Here is a 25,809-nt window from a genome sequence, read left to right on the forward strand (position 1 = left end):
ACGATAATTTGAATATGAGCTAGATCATAGAAAGATTCTGCAGAATTTGGCATACTGAGAGTAAGGTTAAATAGGAGGTCAATTTAATGACCAATACTGCTCTCAATTTTAAGACTGCACCCGGACATGAAGTTCTGGCCGCGGCGGGTAAGAAAATGTTGAGACCGGGGGGGAAACTTGCTACGGAACAGTTATTTGAATGGGCGGATTTTCAGCCTGGGGAGACTGTTTTGGAGTTGGCTGCTAGTTTTGGATATAGTTCGATCGCCCTGGCTGAACGTTTTGGCGTAAAAGTAGTGGGAGTTGAGAAAAATCCCGACAGTGTGGCCCGCGCTCGTGCTAATGTTGCAGCAGCCGGTTTGAGCGATCGAGTGGAAATTGTGGAAGGAGATATTTTTCACTTGGATCGGATTTCTCAACAGTTTGATTGGGTGTTGGCTGAAGCTATCCTGACAATGCAGTCGCCGTCAGGGAAAGCTAAAATTGTATCGGGAATTTGCGCTCGGCTAAAACCAGGCGGCAAGTTTCTCTCTCACGAACTTTTAGCTAGAAACCGAGAATCAGAAATTCAAAAAGCTTTATCAGAAGTGACTCGGGCTAATTCAACGCCTTTGTCTGAGTCTGGCTGGATTGCTGTTTACCAAAACGCGGGTTTGCAAGTAGAAAAGTCTCAAACCGGGGCGATGGGCCTCCTAAATTTGTCGCGAATGCTGCAAGATGAAGGGTTTGTGGGTACTGTGCGGATTGTGTGGAATATATTAAGTCGATCGCAAATTCGCGATCGTATCTTAGCAATGCGTCGAGTTTTCCAGCATTACCAACAGGATCTAGGCTACATCGTTATCTCTGCCAAAAAACAATCTTAACCGACTCAATCGATTTTTGATTTTCGATAGAAGAAAGTGAAGCCACTGATAAATTCGAGACTTGTGACCAAATTAATTAATTGTCAAAAACTATGACTACGACTCTTTTACCGCTACAATCTTCAGCAATCCAACTCCGAGACGCAATTGAATATCCCGCCGCCGGAGTCCTGAACAAAATTTTAGTCAAAGACAAGAATTGTCAGTACAGTTTATTTTGTCTGGCTGCCGGAACGGAAATTTCGGAACACTCTTCGGCACGGAATGCCACAGTTAATGTCATAGAAGGAAAGGGTATTTTGACTTTGGAAGGCAAGGATATTGTTTTGGAACCGGGGGTATTTGTCTTCATGCCCGGTCAAGCTCTTCACGCTTTGAAAGCCGAAGAAAATTTGGCGTTTATTTTGACACTTTCTGAGGTCAATTAATTTCCGCAATATTGCTTGGGGGGCGGGTTTCATACTTGCCTAAAATCAATAATCTCATAAACCCGCCCCGATTCACAGATTGTGGGGGCGGTTTTATATAGTGAGTAAGCTTTTCTACATTTAAACTGTGTGTCAAAAATCAATAAAACTCTTGTGGGACGGGCTTCTAGCCTGTCCCGAATTTCCAATTTAAATGCGTAACAGCTTAGCAGTCAAATAGTGTTTTTGAAACCCGCACTCCAAGAATTGGGATTTTAACATTTAGTCTATTTCATCTCCAGAGGCGATATCCTCCAATCTTTCCCAATCCAATACAATAATTTTACCGCCTCGACTGTAGCAGACAAACGGCTTGAGTTTCTTAAACAACCGCACGCATTCTTCGTAGGTAATTCCAATGCTGCGAGCAATTTGATAGTAGGGAAAACGTTTTTCTAAACATACACTATTATCCGCCATCTTCGTACCTTGCTCGACCCCAAAGTAATGAATAAACCGGGCCAGCCGCACGATCGCCCTTTCCGACACCAAACCGTGCACTGTCTCGTGCAGTTGCTGCAACCGCTGATTAAACACCGCCAATATTCGCAAGGCAATCTCAGGATTTTCTCGAATTGCTGCTAGCAAAACTTCCCGTTCTGTGGTAAGAACTTCCACATCAGTTTCTGCCGTCACCGTTGCGGGGGCAATGCCGTTGCCTAGCAAAGCAGGTGCGGCAAAAATATCTCCCTGAAACAAAGTGCGGAGAATTGTTTCTTTGCCCGCCGCCGCTGTTTTTGCAACCCGCAGAGAACCGCTCAAAAGAGTGTATAATTTTTCGGGGATGCGATCGCCCTCATACATCACAACTTCTCCCTGTCGGTAACTGCAAATTACTGTGTGTTCTTGCAATCGCTCTAATTCAGTTCGGTTTAAGCTGGCAAATATTCCAATTTTAGCCAGTTGCTCGACAGTTGCTTTCATGCAGTTAACTCTACTAGCTCGCAGTTCAATAAGAGTACAATAACGGTGAATCCAGAATACATCCAGCAAAGCAGAGCCATCTACGAAAATGCAGAACCAGAATATCGGCGGCATTATTTTGACGAGCTAGCTGGCGGATTTGTGCTCGTCCACCAACACCACAATCTTAATGATTCGGAAAGTTTTGTGGCTGAAGTTTTGGCTAAAATAGGAAAGAGAGTTAGACTTTTGAGCGAACAAGCACCGTCGGGAACTAAAACTCCAGACGCTGACGTTGACGGTCAAATTTGCGAATTTAAGGAATTAACAAAAGAGTCGAGTAATCTCAAAAATAGAGTACAAGAAGGGTTTGGAAAAGCCAAAAATCAAAGTGCAAATGCAGTCATTTTTCACGTAAATATAGAAATTTACGACATTCGAGAGATAGACGAAGGCATCAGGCAAGCCATATATTGGGATGTTAAGCATCTCATGCAAACTATCATTTTGGTTTTTAACAACCAATCTGTTCTAAAAATTACTAGAGAGGAATGGGAAAATGGGCAGCGTTTTTCAAGAATTTGAAGAAATCGTAAATAGTGGTATAAAAAATAATATGCCGCGGGATGCAAGATTGATTATTGTTGGAGAGATCCTCTACGCAGTAACTCGGGACGAACTAACCAATAAAGAAGGTTGGCTGCTAGAAAATATGCTCGGAGGCAGAGAAGAATGGGAAAAGGGGCTAGAATATGCTATTTTTGGAGATCCAAAACACGGACACATAGCGCCAACCCTAACTATCTCCGATCAACCTCTGGTTATTGCCGGCAAAACTTTTCATTCTCGTTTGATGACGGGTACGGGAAAATATCGCAGTATTTCAGAAATGCAGCAAAGTGTCAACGCTAGCAGGTGCGAAATTGTTACCGTGGCTGTGCGGCGAGTACAAACAAATGCTCCCGGCCATGAAGGATTGGCAGAGGCTCTTGATTGGACTAAAATTTGGATGCTGCCAAATACTGCCGGTTGTCAAACTGCGGATGAGGCGATTAGAGTAGCTCGTTTAGGGCGGGAAATGGCGAAACTTTTAGGGCAAGAAGACAATAATTTTGTCAAATTAGAAGTGATTCCCGATGCTAAATATTTGCTGCCAGATCCGATCGGCACTTTGGAAGCTGCAGAACAATTAGTTAAAGAAGGTTTTGCCGTTTTGCCCTACATCAATGCCGATCCCTTGCTGGCAAAACGCCTCGAAGAAGTCGGTTGTGCGACAGTCATGCCTTTAGGTTCGCCCATCGGTTCAGGGCAAGGGATCAACAATGCGGCCAACATTCAAATAATTATTGACACGGTAAATATTCCTGTGGTTGTCGATGCGGGGATCGGAACGCCCAGCGAAGCGGCGCGAGCAATGGAAATGGGAGCCGATGCACTGTTGATTAATTCCGCGATCGCCAATGCCCAAAATTCCCCGGCAATGGCAAAAGCAATGGGAATGGCAGCAGAAGCGGGGCGGCTGGCGTACTTAGCAGGCAGAATGCCGATCAAAGATTATGCGATCGCCTCTTCCCCCCAAACAGGCACTGTCACCTCAAAATAAATTCCTGAATTTTCCTGGGCGCTTTTTTGGTACAGTTGTAAACATCAAAAATATTAAGGATTGTGACTGATGCCTTACATCAAAGATGACGATGGACGCCTGAACAACTTTGCTAAAGAGCCGAAGGTGTATGAAGCCGTACCTCCCAACAAAAATCAGCAACGCAACTACATCATCATGGGTATTGCAGCAGCCATGTTAGTCGCCGGTTTGGTGTACGTGGCTGCCTCCGTCTGAAAACTGGCCTGAGACTCAAAGCTGCTTCAAATCGCAATTTTAAATAATCCTTCGAGAAACCATGTTTTCCTTTCCCAAGGAAACATGGTTTTTGTGTTTCAATACAAAGCAGGTAGTTGCGACAATCCTGAAGCGTGCCAAGCGAGCTGGAAAGCTAAATAAGACCAGCATAAATTTGGTGTTTTCCTCTTGGCTGTCGGGTTCAGGGACTTGGGTTGCAAATACTAACACGGGTTCGTCACCCACATAAAATTGCCAATTGAAAATCTACAATCCTTTAGTCATCACCGGTGCGATTGACTGCCTTCGGGGCTTAGTTGTGAGTTATGAGCGATCAAGATTTCAACTCTCAACTCTACAATCTAAAATCTACAATCCCAAATCTAAAACCTAAAACCTAAAATCTAAAATCTAAAATCGGCTGCTCCTGATGTCTATTCCTTCCCAAAAAGTTTCTAGCTCAAACAAGCTGATCTATCAACGCTTGAAACAGGCGATCGACCTCAATTTACGCCGTCAAATTTTTATTGCCGCCTGCGACGACTTGTGCTTGCGAGACTGTCTGGCAGCCCGCTTGCAGACAGAATTAGCCGCAGAGAGCGCAGGCTCAGATCCTCGCTCCCCGATCGACTACCCCCGATTTGTCAGTTTGGAACTCGACTTGAGCGATCCAAATCCTTGGGGTTCGATCGCCGCGTGGCTGACCCAACACCCACCGCCGCAAAACAGGGGCAGCTACAGCCCTGTGCCGGGATTTCAAATTCTTGGGGCCGAACACCTGACCAGGCAGTCAGCAGCCGTGCAGTGGTCGTTCCTGAGCTATTTGAGGGAGATTGAAGCAAACCTGCAAATGTGCGAGTCTACTCTGTTGCTGTGGGTGTCGCGTCCCTGGCTAAGTTCGATCGAACAATCGGCGCCGGAATTTTGGCACTGGCGAACCGGAGTATTTGAGTTTGAAGGCGAACCAACTCCAGCTAAGGAAGACTTCGGACACTTTGAGGACTTGGGGAACTCAGGAGACTTGCGAAACCTGCGGGACAGCGGAGACTTTGGCAACAAACTTTTAATGTCTTCTTTGTCTGGACAATCCCCAATTCCCGACGAACAATTCCCAATTTCCTATCCCCCGCCCCCAGCGCCAGATTCTAAATCCGTCCAACTGGCAGATGACGAACAATCCCCAATTTCCCATCCCCCGTCCCCAGCGCCAGATTCTAAATCCGTCCAACTGGCAGATTTGGTGCTAGCAGCGGCTTCTGAGGATTTGGAAGCAGAAAATGATGCCACATCAGAGGAGAATTTTCTGCCGCTGCAAACCCTGCAATACATCGAACTGCTGCAAGAACATCAGTGTTGTTCCGAAGCATTGGCTTTGGCATATCACGGTTTGGGAAATTACTACCGCGATCGCATTCTGGGCGGAGAGGTTTCAGAGCAAAACCTGACAATCGCCATTCGCGCGATCGAACAAGTGATTGCGTATCTCGAAGTTGACAGCAACTCGCAGCAAAATCAACCACTAACTGAGGAATGCGCGCGACTGATTGCCCAATTGACAGAAAATTTAACTCAGTACGCCCAGGAGTCCAACAGCCTACCGCCAATTTCCGATCTGCTCAACGATCTCGGCACTCTCTACTGGATGCTGTCACGCGATCGCACGCAGCATAACGCATCAGATCCGGTATCTTGCCTTGAACGCAGCATCGCCCTCTACCTTGAAGGTTTGAACCGAACAAATGCCGAAACCGTACCCCAAACTCGCGTTAGATTAAACAAAAATTTGGGAATCGCCTCGGCCGATTTAGCCCGCTATCGAGACAAGACAGAGAACTTGCAGCACGCAGTTGCAGCTTACCAACAAGCGCTGCTGGATCTAGACCCCGCCGTGGAACCTCAGCAGTACGCTGCTGCTCAGAATAATTTGGCGACAGCATACTGGAATTTAGCTCAAGATGGTGAGCCGATCGTATATCTCAAAAGTGCGATCGCAGCTTACACCCAAGCCCTCTCCTGCTACAGTCCCGAACGAGAACCCCTCAACTATGCCGGAGTGCAAAACAACCTCGGTACCGCCTGCTGGAACCTCGCCCAGCACGAACCCTCAGAACCCCTGCTAGTCAGGGCGATTTCCGCCTACCGCGAAGCATTGAAATACCGCACCCGAGAATTAGTACCCGCAGCAGCAGCCGCCACGTACAACAATCTCGGTACGGCTTATTGGCATTTGGCGAACCAGTTTCAGCAGAAACAGGCGCGGACGGAATCATTGCAGCAGGCGATTACCGCCTACGAAGCCGCCCTGGATATCGCCGCAGAGATCGATCGAACCAAACTCACCTTTGACGCCTTGGCCGCCCGCAACAATCTCGGACTAGCCCACTATCAACTAGCCACCGACCCAGATTTCGCCGCTAACAAAGTCGCACAGACAAGCCATCTAGAAGCAGCGCTGCACCACCAGTTGCAAGTGTGTGCCGAATGGGGACAAAATCTCAATGACAAAGGGTTAACATATGGGGATAAACTCAACTTGCAAGCCGCGGCAAACTCCCAAGCTGCTGATTCCCGGCAAACAGCATTGAGCTATATTGTCAAAACGATTAGAGCTTTCTATAGTGAATGTGGGCTGCCAGGCCAAAATTTAGCCTTATCCAAAGTTCCTGGAGATTTATTGCCTGAAATTTTGCGTAGGTTATAAATAGGGCTATAACTATTAAAAGCTCAATTTTTTCGAGATTTGTATCCAGTTTTCTATTATTATGGCTGAATATTCTTGCCTAATTCTTCAAGCAAACTTGTGGTCATGGCCCCTGTAAAAATCCTTGTGGTTGATGACGACCCGGCAATCCGAAATTTGATTCACCGTTTTTTGAGCCAGCAAGGTTATCAAGTAGAGTCTGGCGAGGACGGTCAGACTGGTCTGGAATTATTTGAGCAACTCAATCCTGACTTAGTAGTTCTAGATGTAAATTTACCTGATACAACTGGCTACAAACTGTGTCAAGAAATGCAAAGACGCACGGGTGTGTTTGTGTTGATGCTGACTGCCCGAACCGATGAAGCTGACAAAATGAAAGGGTTTGCCGAAGGTGCTGACGACTACATTACTAAACCTTTTAGTCTTGTAGAGATTGGAGCTCGCGTTGCAGCAATTCTGAAGCGCAAACGCATTGTTACTCCCGCCGAACAACAAACTCTTACTTTTGGAGAGCTACTAATAGATCCGGTTCGCCGCGAGGTAATTCTCGGCAGCCAGATAGTTGCTTTGACTGCTTTAGAATTCGACCTGCTGTACTGTTTGGCTAGCAAACCCGGTCGCGTGTGGAGGCGATCGGAATTGCTGCATGAAGTGTGGGACTACGAGTATGTAGGAGCCGATCGCGTGGTGGATGTCCATATCGGTCAAATTCGCCGCAAAATTGAACTAGATCCCACTCAACTGCCGATGATTCAAACCGTCCGGGGGGTGGGTTACAAGTTTGAGCCAACAACCTAGTAGCATTCGCCATTCGGCTTTAGGGGCGGGTTCACCAATATCTCGGATTAACATACTCGATATTTTTAAACCCGCCCTCCCCACACAATAATTCAGATCGATCGAGTATCTGATTGTTTGTTCTGCAAATACTCGCCCACTTCTCGTGCACGATCAAAACCCCTTCGCACGCAATCTCCCAAAGCCACTCCGCCAACGTAGTTGCTGCACAAATACACCCCAGGCAAAGATTTTAAGCCCTCATCGATTTGTTGCAGGCGATCGAAATGCCCCAAATTGTACTGAGGAATCGCCCGCTTCCACACATTCACCGCTAAAACTTTTGGCTGTGGCACATCTGGTTTCAGCAAAATCCGAGACAAATCTCGGTGTACCTCACGAACGATTTGTTCGGAGTCGAGATTGCCAATTTCCGAGTCTGTTGCGCCGCCGATGAAACTGGTGAGAGTGTGCCAGCCCGCAGGCGTGCGATCGGCAAATAAACTCGATGTCCAAATCGTCCCCAGAGTGCGAATTCCCTGCCCTCTCGGAATTAAATTTCCAAAACCTACTAATTTACCATTGACATCTGAGTGAGGATATGCTAATACGACGCAGGCAACCGTAGGATAAGTAAAAGCTTGTAAAGCACTGCTAACTTGCGGTTGCAGAGGCTGCAACAGATCGGCTGTAACATAAGCCGGCGTTGTCAAAACCACGGTGCGCGCCTCAACTTCCTGCTGTCCGTCGGGCGTCGAGAATACAGCAATGTAAGTTTCGCGTTCTGTACGATCGAGGCGAGTCAGATGCCAGTTGAGTTTCACTCGATCGCCCAATTCAGCAGCGATCGCCTCTGGCAAAGCCTTCAACCCCTGTTTGAACGAACCCAACTCCCCCGGTCTAGTCTTAGGAACATTCGGGTCTGCAGGCATTTTCTTCGGTCTGTTTTTAGCAGAAAGCAGCGCCCCCGCTACCAGCCCGCCACCCACATCAGCCATCTTTGCTACCCGGCCAAAAGCCGCCGCCGCGCTAAGTTGTTGCGGATCGCCGGCATAAACCCCAGAAACAAAAGGTTCCACCAACCGCTGCATCACTTCCGTACCGAGATGACGGCGGAAAAATTGAGAAACAGTTTCCTCGTCACCCTGCTGCGAAAGTCGATCGCCCATTGCCGGCCCGACAAACCCCAAAGCCCCGAACAACGCCCGCAGTTTTCCCGGAAAACTCAGTAACTGAGACTGAATCATCGCCGGTGGAGTCATCGGCACCGGTTGCAGCTTTTTTTGCCAATACACAAAACGAGGCAATTTGCGATCGGCAAAAATCAACTCCTGCTTCAATCCCACGTCCACAGCCAACTTCATCAATTCCGGCGTCGGCGAAAAACTGTTCGGGCCCTCCTCCCAGAGAAACCCTTCCCCTGTCACAGTGGTGATGTTCCCGCCCACACGTCCCTGACTCTCAGCGACTAAAATCTTCAGCGGCGATGGACTCGTTGCTTCCTTGTGAAGTGCGTGCGCCAAACTCAAACCGCTAATACCTGCACCCACAATCAAGGTATCTAATAGTTCCATATTACATAGAAAAATATCGCAATCTTTATGTTACATGGCTTTGCACGGCTTGCGTTCTTTGCTGGGCGTACTGCCAAACCGCTTTCAGATTACCGAATTGGGAATTGCGAATCGGGGATTGGGAATCGGGAATTGGGAATTGGGAATCGGTAAGCTTTCCGGCATTTCTTAAGCATTTTTCTCGCAGGTTGTGGATGAGAACCTCTGCCCACCTCCCCGTCTCCCCGCCTCTCCATCTCGCTTTTGTCTCCGCTGGGTCTGGTTTAAAAAAAGAGCATCTGCTCTAATTAAGGTATATTCCCAAAAATACTATTTCTTTAAAATTTTTGTATTATAGGGAACAGCGCCAAAAATTGCACCGGGAAACGCAGCCGTAAACTGTGCAAAAAAATTGGAGTGGGTTAAACTAACTTTAGGAAAATTTTAGAGCTTAACTTGCAAGTCCGCACACCCCTTTGAACAGATGGGGTTTCAGGCCCTAATCAAAAGACATAGTTGACCAGCTATCGTCTTAACTGATTAGGTTATCAAAAATATGCGTGTAAGCTCAAGCTGCTATGCGATCGCGCGTGAAATATTTGAAACGGTAATTGTTCCGTTGAAAGTAGATCATCAAAGTACCAAGTGACCAAGTAGCCCCGTGTAGGAATAATCAATATTCAAGGCGGTTAAAACTGCCTGATGCGTGCTGCCTCGATCGGTCTACTCACATCTTGCACCCTTCTCGATTAACAGGCTTTCCGGCCTGTTCCACATTGAAAATGGTGCAACATATGAGTCTAAAGACACGAGGTTTCCATAATACTAAGCTTTTCTCATGAAAAAATACCCATGCAGGAAGTTATCAACTCGTTTCAGTCTTTTTTCTCTAACTCTGTTGATGCTTTCCTAGAGTGCGATCGACAGCAAAAGTACCTATCGATCAATCCTGTCGCTGCTGCTTGGATGGGATTGGAGCCTGCTGAAATAGTCAACAAAAATAATCAGGAATTATTAAAATTATATCCCAATAATGCTGCTGTCAAAAATATAATCTCGCAGATTGATTCTTGCCTGCAACAAGTATTTATAACCGGGGAAAAACGGCTGGCAATTCATGAGGTGACGACGGCAGACGGCGGGATTAAAATTTACGAAACTGCTTATACGCCAGCGGTGGATGCCTCTAGCAAGCAGATGCGGGTTTTGGGTATTGGTAGAGATATCACCAGGCACTACCGCTGGCAGCAGCAGAAAACTCAACAGTTACGCCGATCGAACCATTTACTGTGGTTGAATGCAGCTAACAGTCCGCTGGCAATGGTAGGCTGGGATGAAGATTTTCGGATTGTTCAGTGGTCGAAACGCGCCGAGGAAATCTTTGGCTGGACATCAGATGATATGATGGGCAAGCAGTTCGGCGATTTGGCTTTGGTTTGCGAGGAAGATAGAGAGGCTGTAAGCGCGATCGAGCTCGAACTAGCCACCGGCAACGGCAATACTTCAATTAACCGCAACTATACTAAAAGCGGACAGGTGATTTGGTGTCGCTGGTTCAACTCGATTATTCGCAGTGGCGATACTTTTACCGTGCTTTCTTTGGTGGAAGATATCACCGATCGCAAAAGATTGGAAGCAGAAAAAGCCCAAGCTTCTCGCCTCACAGCAATGGTAGCCGATGTCGGTATTGCCCTCACCAAACACCCTCAAGATATCCTGCTTCCCTGCTGCGAGGCAATGGTGCGGAATCTTGATGTTGCTTCGGCTGAAATTTGGACTTTCAACTCTCAACAGAATGTTTGGGAATTGCAAGCAGCATCGGAAATATACAGTCGCACAGACGATCGCGCTAGCTTTATTGAAAATAAGGTTAACTCGATCGCCAAACAGCAAAAACCGGAATTTGACTGCGGATTTGAACTGAATAATTTTGGACTCCCAGAGGAAGAATCCGCGAAAGCAACAGCGGCACAGATTTCCGAAGTAGCACTTCTCAACACCAGCCAAAAGCCGACAAATTGCCCAATCCCCAAGCAAATTCTAACTTTCGCCGGCTACCCTTTGATAGTCGAAGAACGGCTGGTTGGAGTCATGGTAATTATCAGCCGCCAGCCGCTGACAGCACCTTTTCAGGAAACTTTAGCATCGGTTGCCGATGTCATCGCTTTAGGCATCGAACGCAAGCGTGCAGAAGCTGAATTAAAATCAGCTAGAGGGTTCCTTAATTCCGTAGTAGAAAATCTGCCTGTGGGAGTTTTTGCTAAAGATGCTTCTTCGCTGAAATTTGTGCTATGGAATAAAGCGGGAGAAACGATCGCAGGTGTTACCTCTCAAGAGGCGATCGGCAAAAATGACTACGATATTTACCCCAAAGAACAAGCTGATGTTTTTACTGCTCAAGACAGAGAAATATTGACCGGTCATCACAATCAGTCTACTGTTAAAGACATCGCCGAAGAGCCGATCCAAACTCGCCACAAAGGTATGAGAATACTGCACACCCGCAAAGTGCCAATTCTCGACGCCGCAGGCCGTCCTCAGTACGTTTTGGGGATTACTGAAGATATTACCGAACGCAGGCAGGTAGACGAAAGCGTGCGCCTCTACGATCAAATTGTCGAGAATATGCAAATTGGTTTGTACGTCTACCATTTAGAAAATATAGACGATGACAGCACTCTCAGGGCGATCGCCTCCAATCCTGCAGCTACCCTATTTACCGGATTAGAAATGGCTGATGTTTTGGGAATGACAATCGACGAGATTTTTCCCCAACTGCGATCGAAAAACATTCCCCAAGCATTTGCTTCGGTAATTCGCACCCAGAAAGCCGTAGAACTTGAAGATATTGACTGCGATGAAGGCGGCCGCATAACTCGCGCTTTTTCTATTAAAGCTTTTCCATTACCCAACAACTGTGTCGGTGTTGCTTTTGAAAACATTACTGCTCGCAAGCGCCTAGAACTAGAACTGCAGGCTTCTTTGGAAAAAACTGAACGTTCCGAACAACTCCTACGCACAGTAATAGACAAAACCAGCGACTGGATTTTTGCCAAAGACAAAAATTTTCGCTATATTCTGGTCAACAGGAGTTTCGCTCAAGCCATCGGTAAAACAGTAGAAGAAATCATTGACAAATCCGATTTAGAGTTAGGATTTTCAGAAGATATCGTTTTTGGGAATTCCGCCCAAAATATCCGAGGATTCCGCACAGACGACTCTGCTGTACTGGCCGGCGAAATTATCCACAATCCCTGCGATCCGGCAACTATTGCTGACGGTTCAGTACATATTTTTGATACCCAAAAACTTCCCCTGCGCGACGCTGAAGGTAATGTATTTGCAGTGCTAGCTTTCGCTCACGATATTACCGAACGACATGAATCGGAAGCAGCTTTGCGTAGAAGTGAATCAAGATTTAGGTCTTTAGTTGCTAATATTCCCGGAGTTGTTTATCGCTGGCAGTGCGATTTTTCGACTAATTTTATTAGCGATGCCGTTTACTTATTAACCGGCTACCCGGCGGCAGATTTTATTTGGCTTTTGGACAGGAGAGGCCGGACTTTTGCTAGCATTATTTATCCGGAAGATTTGGCAAAAGTAGAAGCAACTATTCGGCAAGGCATAGAAAACAAAGAGTCTTATAACTTGGAATACCGCTTGCTAGCAGCAGACGGCACGGTTAAATGGCTGTGGGATAAAGGTTCTCCTGTGTTCGACGCTGAGGGAAACGTTTGCTATTTGGACGGGGTAATTTTTGATATTAGCGATCGCTACTACGCCGAGGAAGCATTGCGCCAAAAAACTTTAGAGTTAGAAGCAGTTTTTCGCGCTTTGCCTGATTTGTATTTTCGACTAGATGCTGACGGTATTATCGTGGATTATTTGTCAGGAACTTCTTCGAGTTTATACCTACCTCCCGAACATTTTATGGGTCAACGAATAACAGACATATTGCCACACAATGTCGCCTGCCAATTTGCCCAAGCAATCTTTGAAGTTTCCGAAACAAGAAATTCAATCGATATAGAATATTCGCTTTCCATGTCGGAAGGAGAAACAACTTATGAAGCCCGACTGTTGCCGTTTAATTCAGATCAGATTATTATTCTAGCACGCAATATTACCAAGCGCAAACAAGCCGAAGCTCAATTAAAACATAAAAATCGCCAGCTAGAGCAAACATTGAAACAATTAGGCAGGACGCAAGCTCAACTAATTCAAGCGGAAAAAATGTCGGGTTTGGGACAGCTAGTGGCGGGAATTGCTCACGAAATCAATAATCCCGTCAGTTTTATTTACGGTAATATCACTTACGCTAGTGAGTATGCCAAAAACTTGCTGGAACTGTGTAGTTTGTACCAAGCACACTACCCGGAACCTGTTGCTGTTATCCAAGATTTGGCAGAAAAAATAGAACTAGAATTCATGAAAGAGGATTTCCCGCACCTGCTGAATTCAATTCAAACCGGAGCAGATCGGATTCGCCAAATAGTTCTGTCTTTGCGTAACTTTTCCCGCCTGGAAGAATCAGATCTTAAGCGTGTTAATATTCACGAAGGAATAGACAGTGCTCTATTGATTTTGCAACACAAGATTAAAGAAAATGGCCGAAACCGTCATATTCAAATAGTTAAAGAATATGGGGAATTGCCCCAGATACAGTGCTACGTGGGACAGTTAAATCAAGTGTTTATGAATATTTTAAATAATGCTGTTGATGCTTTAGCAAATGTCAGGAATAGGAAGTTGGAATTAGCGAGTTATTCGGAAGATGAACGGCAAGATTTGGCTGGTTTACCTTTAACTTGCGACACATTGCCCTGGATTCGGATTCGCACGGATGTGTTGGAGAACAATCGGGTGGCGATCGTAATTTCAGATAACGGGTATGGCATGGTAGAGTCTGTTAAGTGTCGGGTATTTGACCCGTTTTTTACTACTAAACCAGTAGGCAAAGGTACAGGTTTGGGACTGTCTATCTCCTATCAGATTGTGGTGGAAAGGCACGGAGGGACGCTGCAGTGCATTTCCGCGCCGGGAGAGGGAACTGAATTTGCGATCGAGATTCCAATTCGGCAGAGGTAATGAGTTATTGGTAATTGGTAGTTGCACGAGAAAAATGATAATCTAATTAAAGGTTCTAAAAGTCAGGAATATTAGCATGGTATACAAAAGCATACATACTTCTAGTGCCGTTGCAAAACAAATTAAAGAAGAAGAAGATGATGATTCCTATGTTGACTATTTTTATGACGATCAGGGGGCTCCGCCGGGAACTCTCGACTTAGAACCAGATGCGCCGCCTCCGGAGATTGTATTAATTGACTATTGCGACACAGCAGCTACTCGCGCCCACTTGGCAAATCCTCAAAAAGCTGCTGCGTATTTAGATACAGCATCTGTTTCTTGGGTTGATATGTTGGGATTGGGAAACAAAGAAACTTGGCGGCAAATGGCCGAAGTATTTAATTTGCACGTAATGGCTCAGGAAGATGTAGTTAATGTTCCCCAGCGACCGAAAGTTGTAGACTATGAAGAACACATTTTAATCATTGCTTGGATGGTGATGCTGCATCCAGAATCAGATACTTTTCATAAAGAACAAGTAAGTTTGATTTTGGGCAAGCATTACCTGTTAACTGTTCAGGAAGAACCGGACTATGATTGTTTTGAACCAGTGCGCGATCGCATTCGTAAAGGACAAGGCATGATTCGCAAACACGGAGCAGATTATCTGGCTTATACTTTGTTAGATTCGATTATAGATGGATTCTTCCCTGTATTAGAAGTTTACGGAGAGCGCATTGAAGAATTAGAGGATGAAGTGGTGGTGAACCCCACCCGCAAAACCCTGGAAAAAATCTATAAAATCCGCCGAGAATTGCTGACTCTGCGCCGCGCCATTTGGCCACAGCGGGATGCAATTAATGTTTTGATTCGAGATAGCAGTGATTTGATTAGTCCAGAGGTGCGAATTTACCTGCGGGACTGTTACGATCACACGGTGCAGGTGATGGATATGGTGGAAACCTATCGAGAGTTGTCTTCGGGTTTGATGGATGTTTACTTGTCTTCGGTTGGTAATAAAATGAATGAAATCATGAAATTGCTGACGGTGATTTCGAGTATATTTATTCCTCTAACCTTTGTGGCGGGAGTATACGGGATGAATTTCAATACAGAGAAATCGCCATTGAATATGCCGGAACTGAATTGGTATTTTGGCTATCCGCTGTGTTGGGCGGTGATGGTAGGAATCGCCTCTGGTTTAGTTTACTTCTTCTGGCGGCGCGGCTGGTTTGATAATTTTTCTACTATCAAAGATGACTCATTAAAGTAACCGAATTGAAGATTTCAGATTGGGGATTAAAGATTGAATAATTCAAAATCCTGTTAGGTAAAAAGGTTTCCTGCCCCTAGTTGAATCCGTGCGATAAATCCTTGGATGATAATTGCCAACTTTTGTGCCCCCTGATTCATCAGTGAGTGATTTTAAGGGAGTTGCAGGGAAATTTAATTGTTGGGCGGGCTTTCGGGCCCACGGTACAAGAGTTTGAATAAACTGAGATGTTGCACCATTCTCAAGAACAGGCAAGATGCCTGTTCCACAAAAAATAAACTTGATTGTGGAACAGGCATCTTGCCTGTTCATAAAAAGCTTATTGACAATAGTGCCAGATGTGAGAATAAACACAAATGTCCAAGTTAAGTGGGCGACAAGTTAAAATATTCAATCTCAAATCCCAAATTGATTGACGAACGATCGCGTACAATAAATCTGGGGAAAAAGTAGGCGCAGGCGGTTGCGGATTAGCGAAAGCTTGTCTGAGGAAAGTCCGGGCTCCCGAAAAACCAAACTTGCTGGGTAACGCCCAGTGCGAGCGATCGTGAGGATAGTGCCACAGAAAGATACCGCCCCCCATTTGAGATTTGAGATTTGAGACTGGAGATTGAATCAAAAATCAAGCCTCGAAAATCGCCAAGTGTTAGGGGGTAAGGGTGCAAAGGTGCGGTAAGAGCGCACCAGCAGCATCGAGAGGTGCTGGCTCGGTAAACCCCAGTTGGGAGCAAGGTCGGAGGGACTATGGTTGGTTTTTTACCAGTTCCGTTTTTTGGTACTGCTTGAGGCGTCTGGTAACAGGCGTCCCAGATAGATAACTGCCCTCGACAACTGCTTGCAGTTGAGAGAACAGAACCCGGCTTATGTCCGACTTTTTCCCCACCCAAATTTGGGTAAGGTGCTTAGGGCAGATTTGTCAAGGTGTAGTTAAGGTGTTGGCGTCATCGTAACCGTTGAGCTTTATTCTTGATATGTTATTTATTGCTAATAATTTATCAAATAAAGAAGATTGATCGATCGCCAGAAGCAGAGATTTCCAGCGTTTGAGGCACTTCTTCACCACCTTGACAGAGCGGACTATAAGCACCAGGAGGACTATTTAGTTTTTTAATAAAAAGCTTTTTAGTGATATGAATCTGATATACCATTTTCAAAAAGTCATGCAACTTTATACAATATCCAAGCCCGGATAGTCATCCGTAATTCGCAATTAATTATAAAATCTAAAATCTAAAATCTAAAATCTAAAATGGTATGATTTATCCGGGTCGCCAAAAGCAACTTGAAACAGTAATTCAAAAATTGGGACTGCCAAAGAATGATGCGATAAAATGGCATCTCCTCGATTTAGCTTTGACTCATGCGAGCGCGTCAGCTAAGGCAAATTACGAGCAACTAGAGTTTGTCGGTGATGCAGTGGTGCGGCTGGCTGCGTCGGAATTGTTGTTTGAGACTTATCCTGACTGTACAGTGGGAGAATTTGCTGCTATTCGATCGATCTTGGTGAGCGATCGCATTCTTGCTAAAATCGCTGAAAGTTACGGGTTCGATCGCTATTTAATTGTTTCCAGCAGCGCCGCCTCGGACAAAACAGGCGCTGAACCCCGACTGGCCGATGCTTTGGAAGCGGTACTGGCTGCGCTTTATTTGAGTACCCAAAGCTTAGAATTAATTCGCCCTTGGCTAGATTCTCACTTTCAACGCTTAGCGACAGAAATCCGCAGCGATCCGGCCCGCCAAAACTACAAAGCTGCTCTCCAAGAGTTGACTCAAGGCAAATACAAAACTTTGCCCAAATATAGCGTGCAAGAAACCGGGACAGTGCAGGGGGGGGAGGATCGTTTTACCGCAGAAGTTCTCATTCAGGGAAAGTTGGTAGCAGAGGGAAAAGGTCGATCGATCAAAGCGGCGGAACAAGCAGCGGCTCAGGCAGCTTTTAATAAATTAGTTAATAGTCAGTAGTCAGTTGACTGTTGACTGTTGACTGTTGACTGTTGACTGTTGACTGTTGACTGTTGACTGTTGACTGGTGTTATCAGTTATTTGTTATTTGTTAGCTGCTACCAATAACCAATAACCAATAACCAATAACTACTGCCAACAGTCAACAGTCAACAGTAATTTTTTTGAGTTAAAACATAGATAATAATAACAAAATATGCTATAATTGCTGTGCGATTTTTGAAATTATAATCAATGAAAATCGGAATAGCTGTATTGGGTGCAGGTCGCTGGGGAGTTAACCTAATTCGCAACTTTCTCGAACATCCCAACAGCCAAGTTTTAGCGGTGGTAGACCCGAATCGAGATTCATTGGCGGCCGTTCAAAAACAGTTTAATCTCGATGCCTCGGTGATTCTAGCTACCGATTGGTCTCAAGTGCAAGCCTTGCCGGGACTGCAAGCTGTGGCGATCGCTACTCCAGCTTCCACACACTATACCCTCGCAGCAGCAGCGCTGAAACAAGGCTACCACGTCTTAGCAGAAAAACCCCTCGCCATCAACCTCACTGAAGCAATAGAACTCTGTCAATTAGCCGAAAAACAGCAGCGGCAACTCTTCGTTGACCACACTTATCTGTTTCATCCAGCAGTCGATCGAGGCCAAAGAATTATTCAACAGCATCAACTCGGAAAATTGCGCTACGGTTACGCCCAGCGCACCCATTTTGAACCGGTGCGCCATGACGTTGATGCCCTTTGGGACTTGGCAGTTCACGATATCGCTATTTTCAATACTTGGTTGGAACAAACGCCAATTGAAGTAAGGGCGATCGGCACTGTTTTTCCGAAGGAAGAAGGAATAAATCAAGAAGCAGCAGAAATTGAAAATCAATTTTCTCCTTCACTGCTGACTACTAATCCTGCAGAAAAACTAGCAGATTTAGTTTGGGTAACGCTCACCTATCCCGACGGATTTCAAGCATTTATTCACCTGTGCTGGCTAAATCCCGACAAACAACGGCGCTTAACAGTTGTTGGCAGTTTGGGAACCTTGATTTTTGACGAAATGTCGCCAGAAACTCCCCTGATTGTGCAGCGCGGCCATTCAGATTGGGGAGGCGAAGAGAATAACTCTTTTGAAAGTGCGTTAGCGAAGCCCGCCCCTACGGGGGCTACGCCAACGAATAGGATCGCGCCGCAGCCAAAAAGCATCAGACACCGCGAAGTGTTGATTTTAGAACAAGTAGAACCGCTGAGGAGAGTGTGCGATCGCTTCCTCAACTGCGTGCAAACTAATACCGCCTGTCCTACCTCTTCGGGCGCCGCCTCCGTCGAATTAATCCGCATTCTCAGCACTTTGAGCAAATCCCTCGAACTCAGCGGACAGCCCCTAATACCATTTTAGATTTGAGATTTTAGATTGGGAAAATCACTCCTCAACTTTTGAAATTTCCCTTTTCCGTTACTAAGTCGGGGCTGTGAAAATAAAAACTTGACTGCTGATTTACCGGCAAAGAAATCATCACCGTAGTACCTTGATTCACGCCCGCGCTGTGCAGGGTAATGCTTCCGATCATAGATTCCATTATCCTTCGCGAGATAGCTAAGCCCAAACCGTTACCGCCAAACTTGCGAGTTGTAGAACCATCAGCCATCACAAAAGGTTGAAACAATTTCTGCTGGTGTTCGGGATCGATACCAATTCCCGTATCTTTAATTGTCACCACCACCCAATCGCTTTGACCGCTGGGACCCGTCATACTTTCCCCACTGCCGTTAAAACTACCAGAATTAGTCCTCGACTCTACCCGCACAGATATATTAATGCTGCCCGACTCTGTAAACTTAACGGCATTGCTCAAAACATTTAAAAACACCTGTTTTAGCTTCTCTGGATCGGCATGAACAATAATCGGATCATGAGGAGCTGGCAAACTTAACTTCAAGCCTTTTTCCTCAATTTGAGCCGATTGCAAATCAATCGCGTCTTCAAGTACCTGGGTAATGTCAACTACTTCTAACATCATCGAGAACGTGCCGGATTCTATTTTAGCAATGTCCAAAATATCATTAATAATATTGAGCAATTGCATTGACGAGTCGTGGGCCCGCTGTAAAAATTCCATTTCTTCATCTCGGTCATCGCAGTAGCCGTCCCGCACAATTTGAATAAAACCAATAATCCCGTTGAGCGGCGTTCTCAATTCGTGAGAAATATTGCCCAAAAATTCATTTTTTAATTGATTGGCAACTTGCGCTTCCTTGGTTGCGACTTCCAATTCTTTGGCCCTGGATCTGAGACCCTGCACCATGCTGTTTAGTGCTTCTGATAGTTGATTGAATTCCCTAATTTGGAAATTTTGTGGCACTGTCTGCGACGCTTCTGTATCTACTTTCATCGCGTAGTCTCTCAGTTTTTCCACAGGACGCGCCAAGTCGCGAGACAGATATAAAGTCGCGATGATACTAGCAGCAACCAAACCTACAATTAAATTAAATAAAACTTGCTGAATTTCTTCCAAACCCGACAGAGCGTAATCTAAACGAGAGACAGCTAAAATAATCCACTTGCTGTTCTCCTGTGTAGTTGAAGGACTCGGGATAGCGGCGTATCCTGCTAGCAACTCTACACCATTTCTTTCAAAGGAAAATAGGTGGAGAAAAGCTGTTCCGCCGGCGATCGCCCTTCTGACAATACTTTTTAGTCGAGCGGCATCTGCCTCTTGGTCAATATTGCGGCCCACGCGATTGATATTCGGGTGCGCCAAAATCGTCCCATCTTGGTCGATCGCCACCGTATAGCCGGCTAAAGAACCCTTGGGAGCGCTGGTTTGCACAGGCAATGCCGACTGCAAACTCAAAGCATAACTCAACTGCAGGGTATTGCCCCGACGAATGTAAACAGGAGCGCTCAACACCAAACTCGCTTGGCTATCGGAGCCTTCTTTACCCGCATCGGGAAAATCCTCAGCCCCCAAAGCCGCCTTCTGATCGTTTGCTGTCCCCTGTCGCTGCGGAGGTAAGGACAGACTGATGTAAACGCTCTTGTCGTCCAGCAGCGTTTGCTGCTGCTGTACGGGTGGCCAAAATTTGGCCGGCAACGACTGAATCGGCTGTTGCCCGCAAGTGCTTGCTATCACTTGATTTGTCTTTAAATTAGTCAATTGCAAGCAATCAACCTGCGCTGGCAACCGCTGCCCTAATTGGGCGATAAACTTTTGATAATCCTTCGGATCTACCGACTGCAACATCGAGCTTTCCGAAGCGCCGATCAGATTCGACTTCAGCGATTTCGCCCACTGTTCAATAGTGTCTGCTTTTCTGACTGCACTTTCTGTCAAGTTTTGACGAGCAGTTTCCAGAAGCGTCGAGCGTGCCTTGCGATAGGTAACATACTCCCCCACCAGTAGAACAGGTACGCTGAGCAACAAAATCCGCGACAGTAAAATACGGCGAAAGGAGGATTGACCTAACTTAACCATAGGAAATATCTAAATTAAGGTGCAACACCCAACAGCGACCATTACAGTGAAATAAACCAGACCGAAAGCATGAATCTGTCTAGGGGGCTCTGCTGACTGGACAACACAGCTTCAGAACAACATTTAAACACAATTATAGAAGCCACTGTAGTAATCTCGATTCTAAGTGTGTGGACTAAAAGATGCTCAGCAATTTGTTGGGCAAATGCCTGTGATTTCGGTCACACTTCCCTTCTCAATTCTCGAAGCGAGTGACACCCGATCGCCCAGGTGCCTATTTTTCAGGCTGCAAAAAGCATCGGGTGGACATACCGCAGTGGCTTGAAGCTAGAATCGCATAGATGCACTCGCCCCCAATTAACAGGCAAAAAGTTCGGTTTCCGGCTAGTGTACAGAGATCATTCTTGCTCGATCGGACTTTTTCTTTCCCAAGGCCTTCGAGAGATGGGCCAGAGATGGGCGATGCGAGATTTTGCACCCTGTCAAATATTTCTTTTGCCATCCGATTGATTCAGTGACAATAATTCACCTGTCAAACAAAAAGAATGAGACGATCGAGCTGCCGATCGACTCTGACAACCCTAATGTGGGGAACCTTGGCCCAAACAGTGCACCCACGCTCCGTAAATTCGCGGTCTCGGCAATAATCTCCATAGCTTAATCGATGAAAAAAAACTTTAGCAATTATACGTATTATTACACAAACAACCGTCCGAGATATCATCACGCTTATTTGATATCTCCCCTTTTAGAAATGCTGGCGACACTTCAGCATACCAGCAAGACAAAACTCCGAGTTTTGGATCTCGGCTGCGGCAATGGCAGCCTCAGTCACGTTATCGCAGAGCACGGCTGCGAAGTTGTCGGCGTTGACACTTCTGCGCCCGGAATTGCCATCTCCCGTCAAAGTTTCCCCGATTGTCAGTTTATCCAAGCAGATATTTACGACCTTCCAGATATCGATATTCTGAACTCATTTGATGTTGTCTTAGCTATTGAAGTAATCGAACACTTGCTTTATCCTAAAGAACTAGCAAAAACTGCAAAAAGATGCCTCAATCCGGGAGGAAGACTAATTATTTCCACACCCTATCACGGCTATTTAAAAAATCTGGCTTTAGCGGTTTCTGGCAAACTAGATCAACATTTTACCGTTCTTTGGGATAACGGTCACATTAAATTTTTTTCAGTAGAGACGCTGACCAAGTTATTAACATCTGAAGGATACACGGACATAAAATTTAAATTTGCTGGTCGGTGTCCCTATCTTTGGAAATCAATGTTATGCTCTAGTAAGTTCTCGCCACAAGCGGAGAAATCATGAGTTTTGAGGGGTGATTTTTCAGCCCATTAATTTCTCTGAATAAACGACCAGCCCTCATGAAAAGTAAAAGATAACTTTTATGGTGAAAGGGTGAAACAAATAAAATGACGGTCGGCGTTTGGATCTTAGGCGATCGACTTTGGCAGAACCAAGCTGCTATCAACTGCACCGATGATAAATCTTCCCTACTGGGATTTCCTAGCGCGCCACCGGGACAAATTTCAGTCGATCGGTCCCATGAGTGTTCTCTTAGCCAATCTCGACAAAATGCCGCCAACAGAATTGGCAACCATCCGGCAACAAGCGGCAGAGTGGCACTTAGGAAGTCATTAGTCAGTAGTCAGTAGTCAGTAGTCAGTAGTCAACAGTCATTAGTTATTTGCTATTTGCTACCAATGCCCCATGCCCTGTTTGGCCGATGCCCGATGGCCTGTTTGGCCGATGCCCTGTTTGGCCGATGCCCCATGCCCTTTGCAATTCTTATTTTTTCCCTGACTTTTCCCTAAACATTCCACAGCGTTTCCACAGGCAAGTCTGAGGTTTTCCACAGATCCGACAAAGTTTTCCACAGAAATTAACGGCACGGTAGCATCTTGCTGCGGAATTGGGGATTTCCTTAACTTGCTGGCTAATTACTTATAAACCCCCCACTACATAAAGATATGTAACAAAAAATGCCCTAAAAAGCTTATTATTTGGTAAACCTTTTTTTTATCTAAAGGACTTTGTAATATTTCGCAACATTGACAAACCCACCCCCTCATAGCGCACAATGATGCGACCGACCTAAAAAAAAGCGCTCTGATTTCGGCTGTGCCTGCACCTGTATCCGGCCGAAGGGGGGGTTCTGTTTTCAATTTATTAGCGAGACTAAAAAAAATGATGAACCCAACAGTCAGTATTTTTGCTGAAATTCCCGAAACGCTGCACGATTCTCTCAAAACTTACCTGGAAACCCATCCCGAATGGGATCTAGACCGAGTATTTTGCGCGGCGCTGTCGCTGTTTTTGTTGCAGAATGCCGATAGCGGTACGCCTGAAGCTTCGCGCAGTTATCGCCAAGCTGCGAGAGTTTATCTCGAAACTCTGTTTCAATCTCCTCAAGACTTGCACAGCAACAATGTAACTCCGTCGTCTTAAAGGATAAGGGGAGAGGGGGAGACGCGGTTTCTGGGAAGGATTTTAGTTCATCGAGAGGGCGCGCACTGCATAGCTGTCAACTTCAGCTTAAAATCCCTGAGAACTATCGCTCATAGCTTAATGCTGAGCCCCATTGCATCTCCCTTAAGAAGCAGGCCGGTTTCATTCTCAGGGAAATCATCGTTTTGTAGGGGTAGTGCCCCCGTGCCTACCCCCTCCACGGACAAGGGAATCGGTGTTTCAAATATCGGGGCAACCACGGGAGATTGCCCCTACAAGAGAATGAAAAATCCCCCCGGACAATCAGGGGATGCCGGGGGGATAAACTGCCTTAATCGTCAAACAGTAGACGGGTAGTAAATAAGACGCGCTTGTTTACACCCATGGTGCTTATGGCGCACTCTACAGACTACAAACTCATGGCTGAAGACTACATCATGCCCATGCCGCCCATGCCGCCCATGCCGCCCATGCCGCCCATGCCGCCCATGCCGCCCATGCCGCCCATGCCGCCCATGTCGCCCATGTCGCCGCCGGCTTTTTTCTTCTCGGGTTTTTCGACAATCACAGCTTCAGTGGTCAAAACCATACCAGCGATGGAACCGGCATTTTGCAAAGCCGATCGCACTACCTTAGCCGGGTCAATAATCCCGGCGGCAATCATATCTTCGTACACGTCGGTGAGTGCGTTGTAGCCAATGTTGAACTCGCTCGCCCGCACTCGCTCGATGACGATCGAACCTTCAACACCCGCATTATCAGCGATTTGACGCAAAGGTGCTTCCAAAGCTTTCTTCACCAAGTCAGCGCCTACTTGTTCTTCGGCGTCTAAAGTATTTCTGATCGCATCTATTTTTGTAATCAGGTGAATTAGTGTCGTGCCACCGCCGGCAACGATACCTTCTTCCACAGCAGCTTTAGTAGCGTTCAAAGCGTCTTCAATACGCAGTTTACGGTCTTTGAGCTCGGTTTCGGTAGCTGCGCCGACTTTAATTACAGCGATGCCGCCGGCGAGTTTGGCGATGCGTTCGGTTAGCTTTTCCTTGTCGTAGTCGGAATCCGTCGCTTCTAGCTGCTTGCGGATTTGCTCGATCCGTTTTAGCACGTCAGCTTTGTGTTCTTCGCCAGCAACAACGATCGTGTTTTCTTTGTCGATCGTAATTTTGCGGGCGGTACCGAGCATTTCTAGGGTTGCGGTATCGATGCTGAGTCCGACTTCTTCGGAGATCAGTTGACCGCCAGTAAGAACGGCGATATCTTGAAGCATAGCTTTGCGCCGCTCGCCAAAACCAGGAGATTTCGTTGCTGCGATGTTCAATACGCCGCGGGCTTTGTTGACTACCAGAGTTGCCAAAGCTTCGCCTTCAATATCTTCGGCGATAATTAGCAGGGGTTGACCGGTGCGGGCGATTTTTTCGAGAACTGGAATGAGTTCTTGAATCGAGCTAATTTTTTTGTCGGTAATCAGGATGCGAGCGTTTTCGTACTCAACTTCCATGCGATCGGTGTTAGTGACGAAATACGGAGAAAGATATCCGCGATCGTACTGCATCCCTTCGACAACTTCCAATTCTGTTGTCAGAGATTTCGACTCTTCAACAGTAATTACGCCGTCTTTGGTGACTTTTTCCATGGCTTGGGCAATCATGGCGCCGACTTCTTCGTCGTTACCGGCGGAGACAGTGGCGACTTGAGCAATTGCAGCCCCTTCGACGGGTTTCGCCAATTTCTCGATTTCCAGCACCAAGTGGGCGATCGTTTTTTCAATACCCCGGCGCAGCGCGACTGGGTTTGCGCCTGCAGCGACATTCTTCAAACCTTCGCGAATGAGGGATTGAGCTAGAACCGTTGCGGTTGTTGTGCCGTCGCCTGCGATATCTTTAGTTTTGGAGGCGACTTCTTGAATTAAGCGAGCGCCGGCATTTTCCAGGGGGTCTTCGAGTTCGATCTCCCTAGCAACGGTGATACCGTCGTTAACGATTTGGGGAGCGCCGTATTTCTTTTCCAATAGGACGTTCCGGCCTTTCGGGCCCAAGGTGATGCGGACAGCATCGGCGAGTTGATTGACGCCGCGTTCTAGTGCCCGCCGAGATTTGTCGCTAAATGCAACTATTTTGGTCATGTTTGTCTCCAATCACTTACATTAGCAAATTTAGCACTCTCTGAGGCTGAGTGCTAAGTTGATCGATTTTTGATTGTAGCGCGACTCAACGGTGTGGGGGATTGCGGGGACGGATTGGAGATTGGGGCGATCGTTCCGGGTGGCTAAGGACAGGGCATTGCCGTGTCCCCACATATCTCGTGTTCCCACAGATATAATGTGGTTTGTTACATATCGATATAATCAGGTTTTAGTTAATACCAAAACCTAATTTTGATGGCACGTTATCCCAAAGCAGAATTTTTATTAAAAATTTCTTAACTTGTGTTTTCGGTCATCTACCTTTCGATAGAGCTTCTCTTATTTTTC

The 25,809-nt window shown here is 46.2% G+C and carries 21 protein-coding genes and 1 other RNA gene; 16 read left to right on the forward strand and 6 right to left on the reverse strand.

Translation table 11 applies throughout. The features are described 5' to 3' along the window. Nucleotides 1–86 precede the first annotated feature (86 nt). Both QUA34_RS00860 and QUA34_RS00865 read left to right on the forward strand, forming a co-directional pair. A complete protein-coding gene (locus tag QUA34_RS00860) occupies nt 87–866 on the forward strand; it encodes a methyltransferase domain-containing protein (protein WP_333323553.1) in 780 nt (259 codons plus the stop codon). Nucleotides 867–958: 92 nt separating this feature from the next. Then, nucleotides 959–1,294: a cupin domain-containing protein gene (locus tag QUA34_RS00865; RefSeq protein WP_333036370.1), complete on the forward strand. Its 336-nt coding sequence runs from the start codon at nt 959–961 to the stop codon at nt 1,292–1,294. Between the two features lie 261 nt (nt 1,295–1,555). Here the strand turns inward: QUA34_RS00865 and QUA34_RS00870 are convergent, their stop codons facing one another. Beyond that, nucleotides 1,556–2,257: a Crp/Fnr family transcriptional regulator gene (locus tag QUA34_RS00870; protein ID WP_333383315.1), complete on the reverse strand. Its 702-nt coding sequence runs from the start codon at nt 2,255–2,257 to the stop codon at nt 1,556–1,558. 45 nt (nt 2,258–2,302) lie between these two features. Here QUA34_RS00870 and QUA34_RS00875 point away from each other — a divergent pair, with 45 nt between their 5' ends. The 5 genes from QUA34_RS00875 to QUA34_RS00895 all read left to right on the forward strand — a co-directional run bounded on the left by QUA34_RS00875 (nt 2,303) and on the right by QUA34_RS00895 (nt 7,575). Further along, nucleotides 2,303–2,821: a CdiA C-terminal domain-containing protein gene (locus QUA34_RS00875; RefSeq protein WP_333036368.1), complete on the forward strand. Its 519-nt coding sequence runs from the start codon at nt 2,303–2,305 to the stop codon at nt 2,819–2,821. After that, the gene (locus QUA34_RS00880) at nt 2,796–3,839 is read left to right on the forward strand and encodes a thiazole synthase (protein WP_333084612.1); all 1,044 of its coding nucleotides are present in this window, start codon (nt 2,796–2,798) and stop codon (nt 3,837–3,839) included. The genes QUA34_RS00875 and QUA34_RS00880 overlap by 26 nt, the downstream gene beginning before the upstream one ends. Before the next feature lie 69 nt (nt 3,840–3,908). Further along, nucleotides 3,909–4,076 carry a photosystem II assembly protein Psb34 gene (gene psb34, locus QUA34_RS00885; protein WP_106333461.1) on the forward strand — a complete coding sequence of 56 codons (168 nt, stop codon included), beginning with the start codon at nt 3,909–3,911 and terminating at the stop codon, nt 4,074–4,076. A gap of 430 nt (nt 4,077–4,506) precedes the next feature. Continuing rightward, entirely contained in the window at nt 4,507–6,777 is a 2,271-nt protein-coding gene (locus QUA34_RS00890; protein ID WP_333383319.1) for a hypothetical protein, read from the forward strand. 105 nt (nt 6,778–6,882) lie between these two features. Continuing rightward, nucleotides 6,883–7,575, forward strand: a complete 693-nt coding sequence (locus tag QUA34_RS00895; protein ID WP_333383320.1) for a response regulator transcription factor — start codon at nt 6,883–6,885, stop codon at nt 7,573–7,575. Between the two features lie 92 nt (nt 7,576–7,667). On the opposite strand, the gene hemG is transcribed toward QUA34_RS00895, so the two are convergent. Then, the gene (gene hemG, locus QUA34_RS00900; protein WP_333383322.1) at nt 7,668–9,128 is read right to left on the reverse strand and encodes a protoporphyrinogen oxidase; all 1,461 of its coding nucleotides are present in this window, start codon (nt 9,126–9,128) and stop codon (nt 7,668–7,670) included. A 34-nt stretch (nt 9,129–9,162) separates the two neighbouring features. On the opposite strand from hemG, the gene QUA34_RS00905 reads away from it, so the two are divergent. The 6 genes from QUA34_RS00905 (at nt 9,163) to QUA34_RS00930 (ending at nt 18,798) form a co-directional block, all read left to right on the forward strand. Beyond that, nucleotides 9,163–9,300: a hypothetical protein gene (locus QUA34_RS00905; RefSeq protein WP_333323564.1), complete on the forward strand. Its 138-nt coding sequence runs from the start codon at nt 9,163–9,165 to the stop codon at nt 9,298–9,300. Nucleotides 9,301–9,959: 659 nt separating this feature from the next. Next, nucleotides 9,960–14,195, forward strand: coding sequence for a PAS domain S-box protein (locus tag QUA34_RS00910; RefSeq protein WP_333383325.1), 4,236 nt, complete (start codon nt 9,960–9,962; stop codon nt 14,193–14,195). A 76-nt stretch (nt 14,196–14,271) separates the two neighbouring features. Beyond that, nucleotides 14,272–15,450, forward strand: coding sequence for a magnesium/cobalt transporter CorA (gene corA, locus QUA34_RS00915; RefSeq protein ID WP_333323568.1), 1,179 nt, complete (start codon nt 14,272–14,274; stop codon nt 15,448–15,450). A 446-nt stretch (nt 15,451–15,896) separates the two neighbouring features. After that, an RNA gene (rnpB, locus tag QUA34_RS00920) (RNase P RNA component class A) lies at nt 15,897–16,329 on the forward strand. A 375-nt stretch (nt 16,330–16,704) separates the two neighbouring features. Further along, on the forward strand, nt 16,705–17,412 hold the full coding sequence (gene rnc / locus QUA34_RS00925) for a ribonuclease III (protein ID WP_333323569.1): 708 nt from the start codon (nt 16,705–16,707) through the stop codon (nt 17,410–17,412). A gap of 234 nt (nt 17,413–17,646) precedes the next feature. After that, nucleotides 17,647–18,798, forward strand: a complete 1,152-nt coding sequence (locus QUA34_RS00930; protein WP_333383329.1) for a Gfo/Idh/MocA family oxidoreductase — start codon at nt 17,647–17,649, stop codon at nt 18,796–18,798. Between the two features lie 31 nt (nt 18,799–18,829). Here the strand turns inward: QUA34_RS00930 and QUA34_RS00935 are convergent, their stop codons facing one another. Beyond that, nucleotides 18,830–20,875, reverse strand: coding sequence for an ATP-binding protein (locus tag QUA34_RS00935; RefSeq protein WP_333383332.1), 2,046 nt, complete (start codon nt 20,873–20,875; stop codon nt 18,830–18,832). 664 nt (nt 20,876–21,539) lie between these two features. Here QUA34_RS00935 and QUA34_RS00940 point away from each other — a divergent pair. Together QUA34_RS00940 and QUA34_RS00945 are read left to right on the forward strand one after the other, a co-directional pair. Beyond that, nucleotides 21,540–22,199, forward strand: coding sequence for a class I SAM-dependent methyltransferase (locus QUA34_RS00940; RefSeq protein ID WP_333383334.1), 660 nt, complete (start codon nt 21,540–21,542; stop codon nt 22,197–22,199). Between the two features lie 171 nt (nt 22,200–22,370). Continuing rightward, the gene (locus QUA34_RS00945) at nt 22,371–22,532 is read left to right on the forward strand and encodes a hypothetical protein (protein ID WP_333383337.1); all 162 of its coding nucleotides are present in this window, start codon (nt 22,371–22,373) and stop codon (nt 22,530–22,532) included. A gap of 56 nt (nt 22,533–22,588) precedes the next feature. On the opposite strand, the gene QUA34_RS00950 is transcribed toward QUA34_RS00945, so the two are convergent. Beyond that, the gene (locus QUA34_RS00950) at nt 22,589–22,783 is read right to left on the reverse strand and encodes a hypothetical protein (protein ID WP_333383340.1); all 195 of its coding nucleotides are present in this window, start codon (nt 22,781–22,783) and stop codon (nt 22,589–22,591) included. Between the two features lie 298 nt (nt 22,784–23,081). On the opposite strand from QUA34_RS00950, the gene QUA34_RS00955 reads away from it, so the two are divergent. Next, nucleotides 23,082–23,339 carry a DUF2811 domain-containing protein gene (locus QUA34_RS00955; RefSeq protein ID WP_050813024.1) on the forward strand — a complete coding sequence of 86 codons (258 nt, stop codon included), beginning with the start codon at nt 23,082–23,084 and terminating at the stop codon, nt 23,337–23,339. Between the two features lie 430 nt (nt 23,340–23,769). Here the strand turns inward: QUA34_RS00955 and groL are convergent, their stop codons facing one another. Together groL and QUA34_RS00965 are read right to left on the reverse strand one after the other, a co-directional pair. Then, on the reverse strand, nt 23,770–25,461 hold the full coding sequence (gene groL, locus QUA34_RS00960; RefSeq protein ID WP_333208886.1) for a chaperonin GroEL: 1,692 nt from the start codon (nt 25,459–25,461) through the stop codon (nt 23,770–23,772). A gap of 30 nt (nt 25,462–25,491) precedes the next feature. Continuing rightward, the gene (locus tag QUA34_RS00965) at nt 25,492–25,650 is read right to left on the reverse strand and encodes a hypothetical protein (protein WP_333086364.1); all 159 of its coding nucleotides are present in this window, start codon (nt 25,648–25,650) and stop codon (nt 25,492–25,494) included. Nucleotides 25,651–25,809: the final 159 nt, after the last annotated feature.

Origin of the sequence: Microcoleus sp. POL10_C6, assembly GCF_036701585.1 — a bacterium.
Taxonomy (GTDB): domain Bacteria; phylum Cyanobacteriota; class Cyanobacteriia; order Cyanobacteriales; family Microcoleaceae; genus Microcoleus.

What these genes read in the sequence shown, in the direction of transcription:
- QUA34_RS00860 (WP_333323553.1), top strand. Translation starts at nt 87, where the DNA reads ATGACCAATACTGCTCTCAATTTTAAGACTGCACCCGGACATGAAGTT.
- groL (WP_333208886.1), bottom strand. Translation starts at nt 25,461, where the DNA reads ATGACCAAAATAGTTGCATTTAGCGACAAATCTCGGCGGGCACTAGAA.
- hemG (WP_333383322.1), bottom strand. Translation starts at nt 9,128, where the DNA reads ATGGAACTATTAGATACCTTGATTGTGGGTGCAGGTATTAGCGGTTTG.
- QUA34_RS00865 (WP_333036370.1), top strand. Translation starts at nt 959, where the DNA reads ATGACTACGACTCTTTTACCGCTACAATCTTCAGCAATCCAACTCCGA.
- QUA34_RS00940 (WP_333383334.1), top strand. Translation starts at nt 21,540, where the DNA reads ATGAAAAAAAACTTTAGCAATTATACGTATTATTACACAAACAACCGT.
- QUA34_RS00945 (WP_333383337.1), top strand. Translation starts at nt 22,371, where the DNA reads ATGATAAATCTTCCCTACTGGGATTTCCTAGCGCGCCACCGGGACAAA.
- QUA34_RS00905 (WP_333323564.1), top strand. Translation starts at nt 9,163, where the DNA reads ATGGCTTTGCACGGCTTGCGTTCTTTGCTGGGCGTACTGCCAAACCGC.
- QUA34_RS00955 (WP_050813024.1), top strand. Translation starts at nt 23,082, where the DNA reads ATGAACCCAACAGTCAGTATTTTTGCTGAAATTCCCGAAACGCTGCAC.
- QUA34_RS00890 (WP_333383319.1), top strand. Translation starts at nt 4,507, where the DNA reads ATGTCTATTCCTTCCCAAAAAGTTTCTAGCTCAAACAAGCTGATCTAT.
- rnc (WP_333323569.1), top strand. Translation starts at nt 16,705, where the DNA reads ATGATTTATCCGGGTCGCCAAAAGCAACTTGAAACAGTAATTCAAAAA.
- QUA34_RS00930 (WP_333383329.1), top strand. Translation starts at nt 17,647, where the DNA reads ATGAAAATCGGAATAGCTGTATTGGGTGCAGGTCGCTGGGGAGTTAAC.
- QUA34_RS00880 (WP_333084612.1), top strand. Translation starts at nt 2,796, where the DNA reads ATGGGCAGCGTTTTTCAAGAATTTGAAGAAATCGTAAATAGTGGTATA.
- QUA34_RS00935 (WP_333383332.1), bottom strand. Translation starts at nt 20,875, where the DNA reads ATGGTTAAGTTAGGTCAATCCTCCTTTCGCCGTATTTTACTGTCGCGG.
- QUA34_RS00895 (WP_333383320.1), top strand. Translation starts at nt 6,883, where the DNA reads ATGGCCCCTGTAAAAATCCTTGTGGTTGATGACGACCCGGCAATCCGA.
- QUA34_RS00870 (WP_333383315.1), bottom strand. Translation starts at nt 2,257, where the DNA reads ATGAAAGCAACTGTCGAGCAACTGGCTAAAATTGGAATATTTGCCAGC.
- psb34 (WP_106333461.1), top strand. Translation starts at nt 3,909, where the DNA reads ATGCCTTACATCAAAGATGACGATGGACGCCTGAACAACTTTGCTAAA.
- corA (WP_333323568.1), top strand. Translation starts at nt 14,272, where the DNA reads ATGGTATACAAAAGCATACATACTTCTAGTGCCGTTGCAAAACAAATT.
- QUA34_RS00910 (WP_333383325.1), top strand. Translation starts at nt 9,960, where the DNA reads ATGCAGGAAGTTATCAACTCGTTTCAGTCTTTTTTCTCTAACTCTGTT.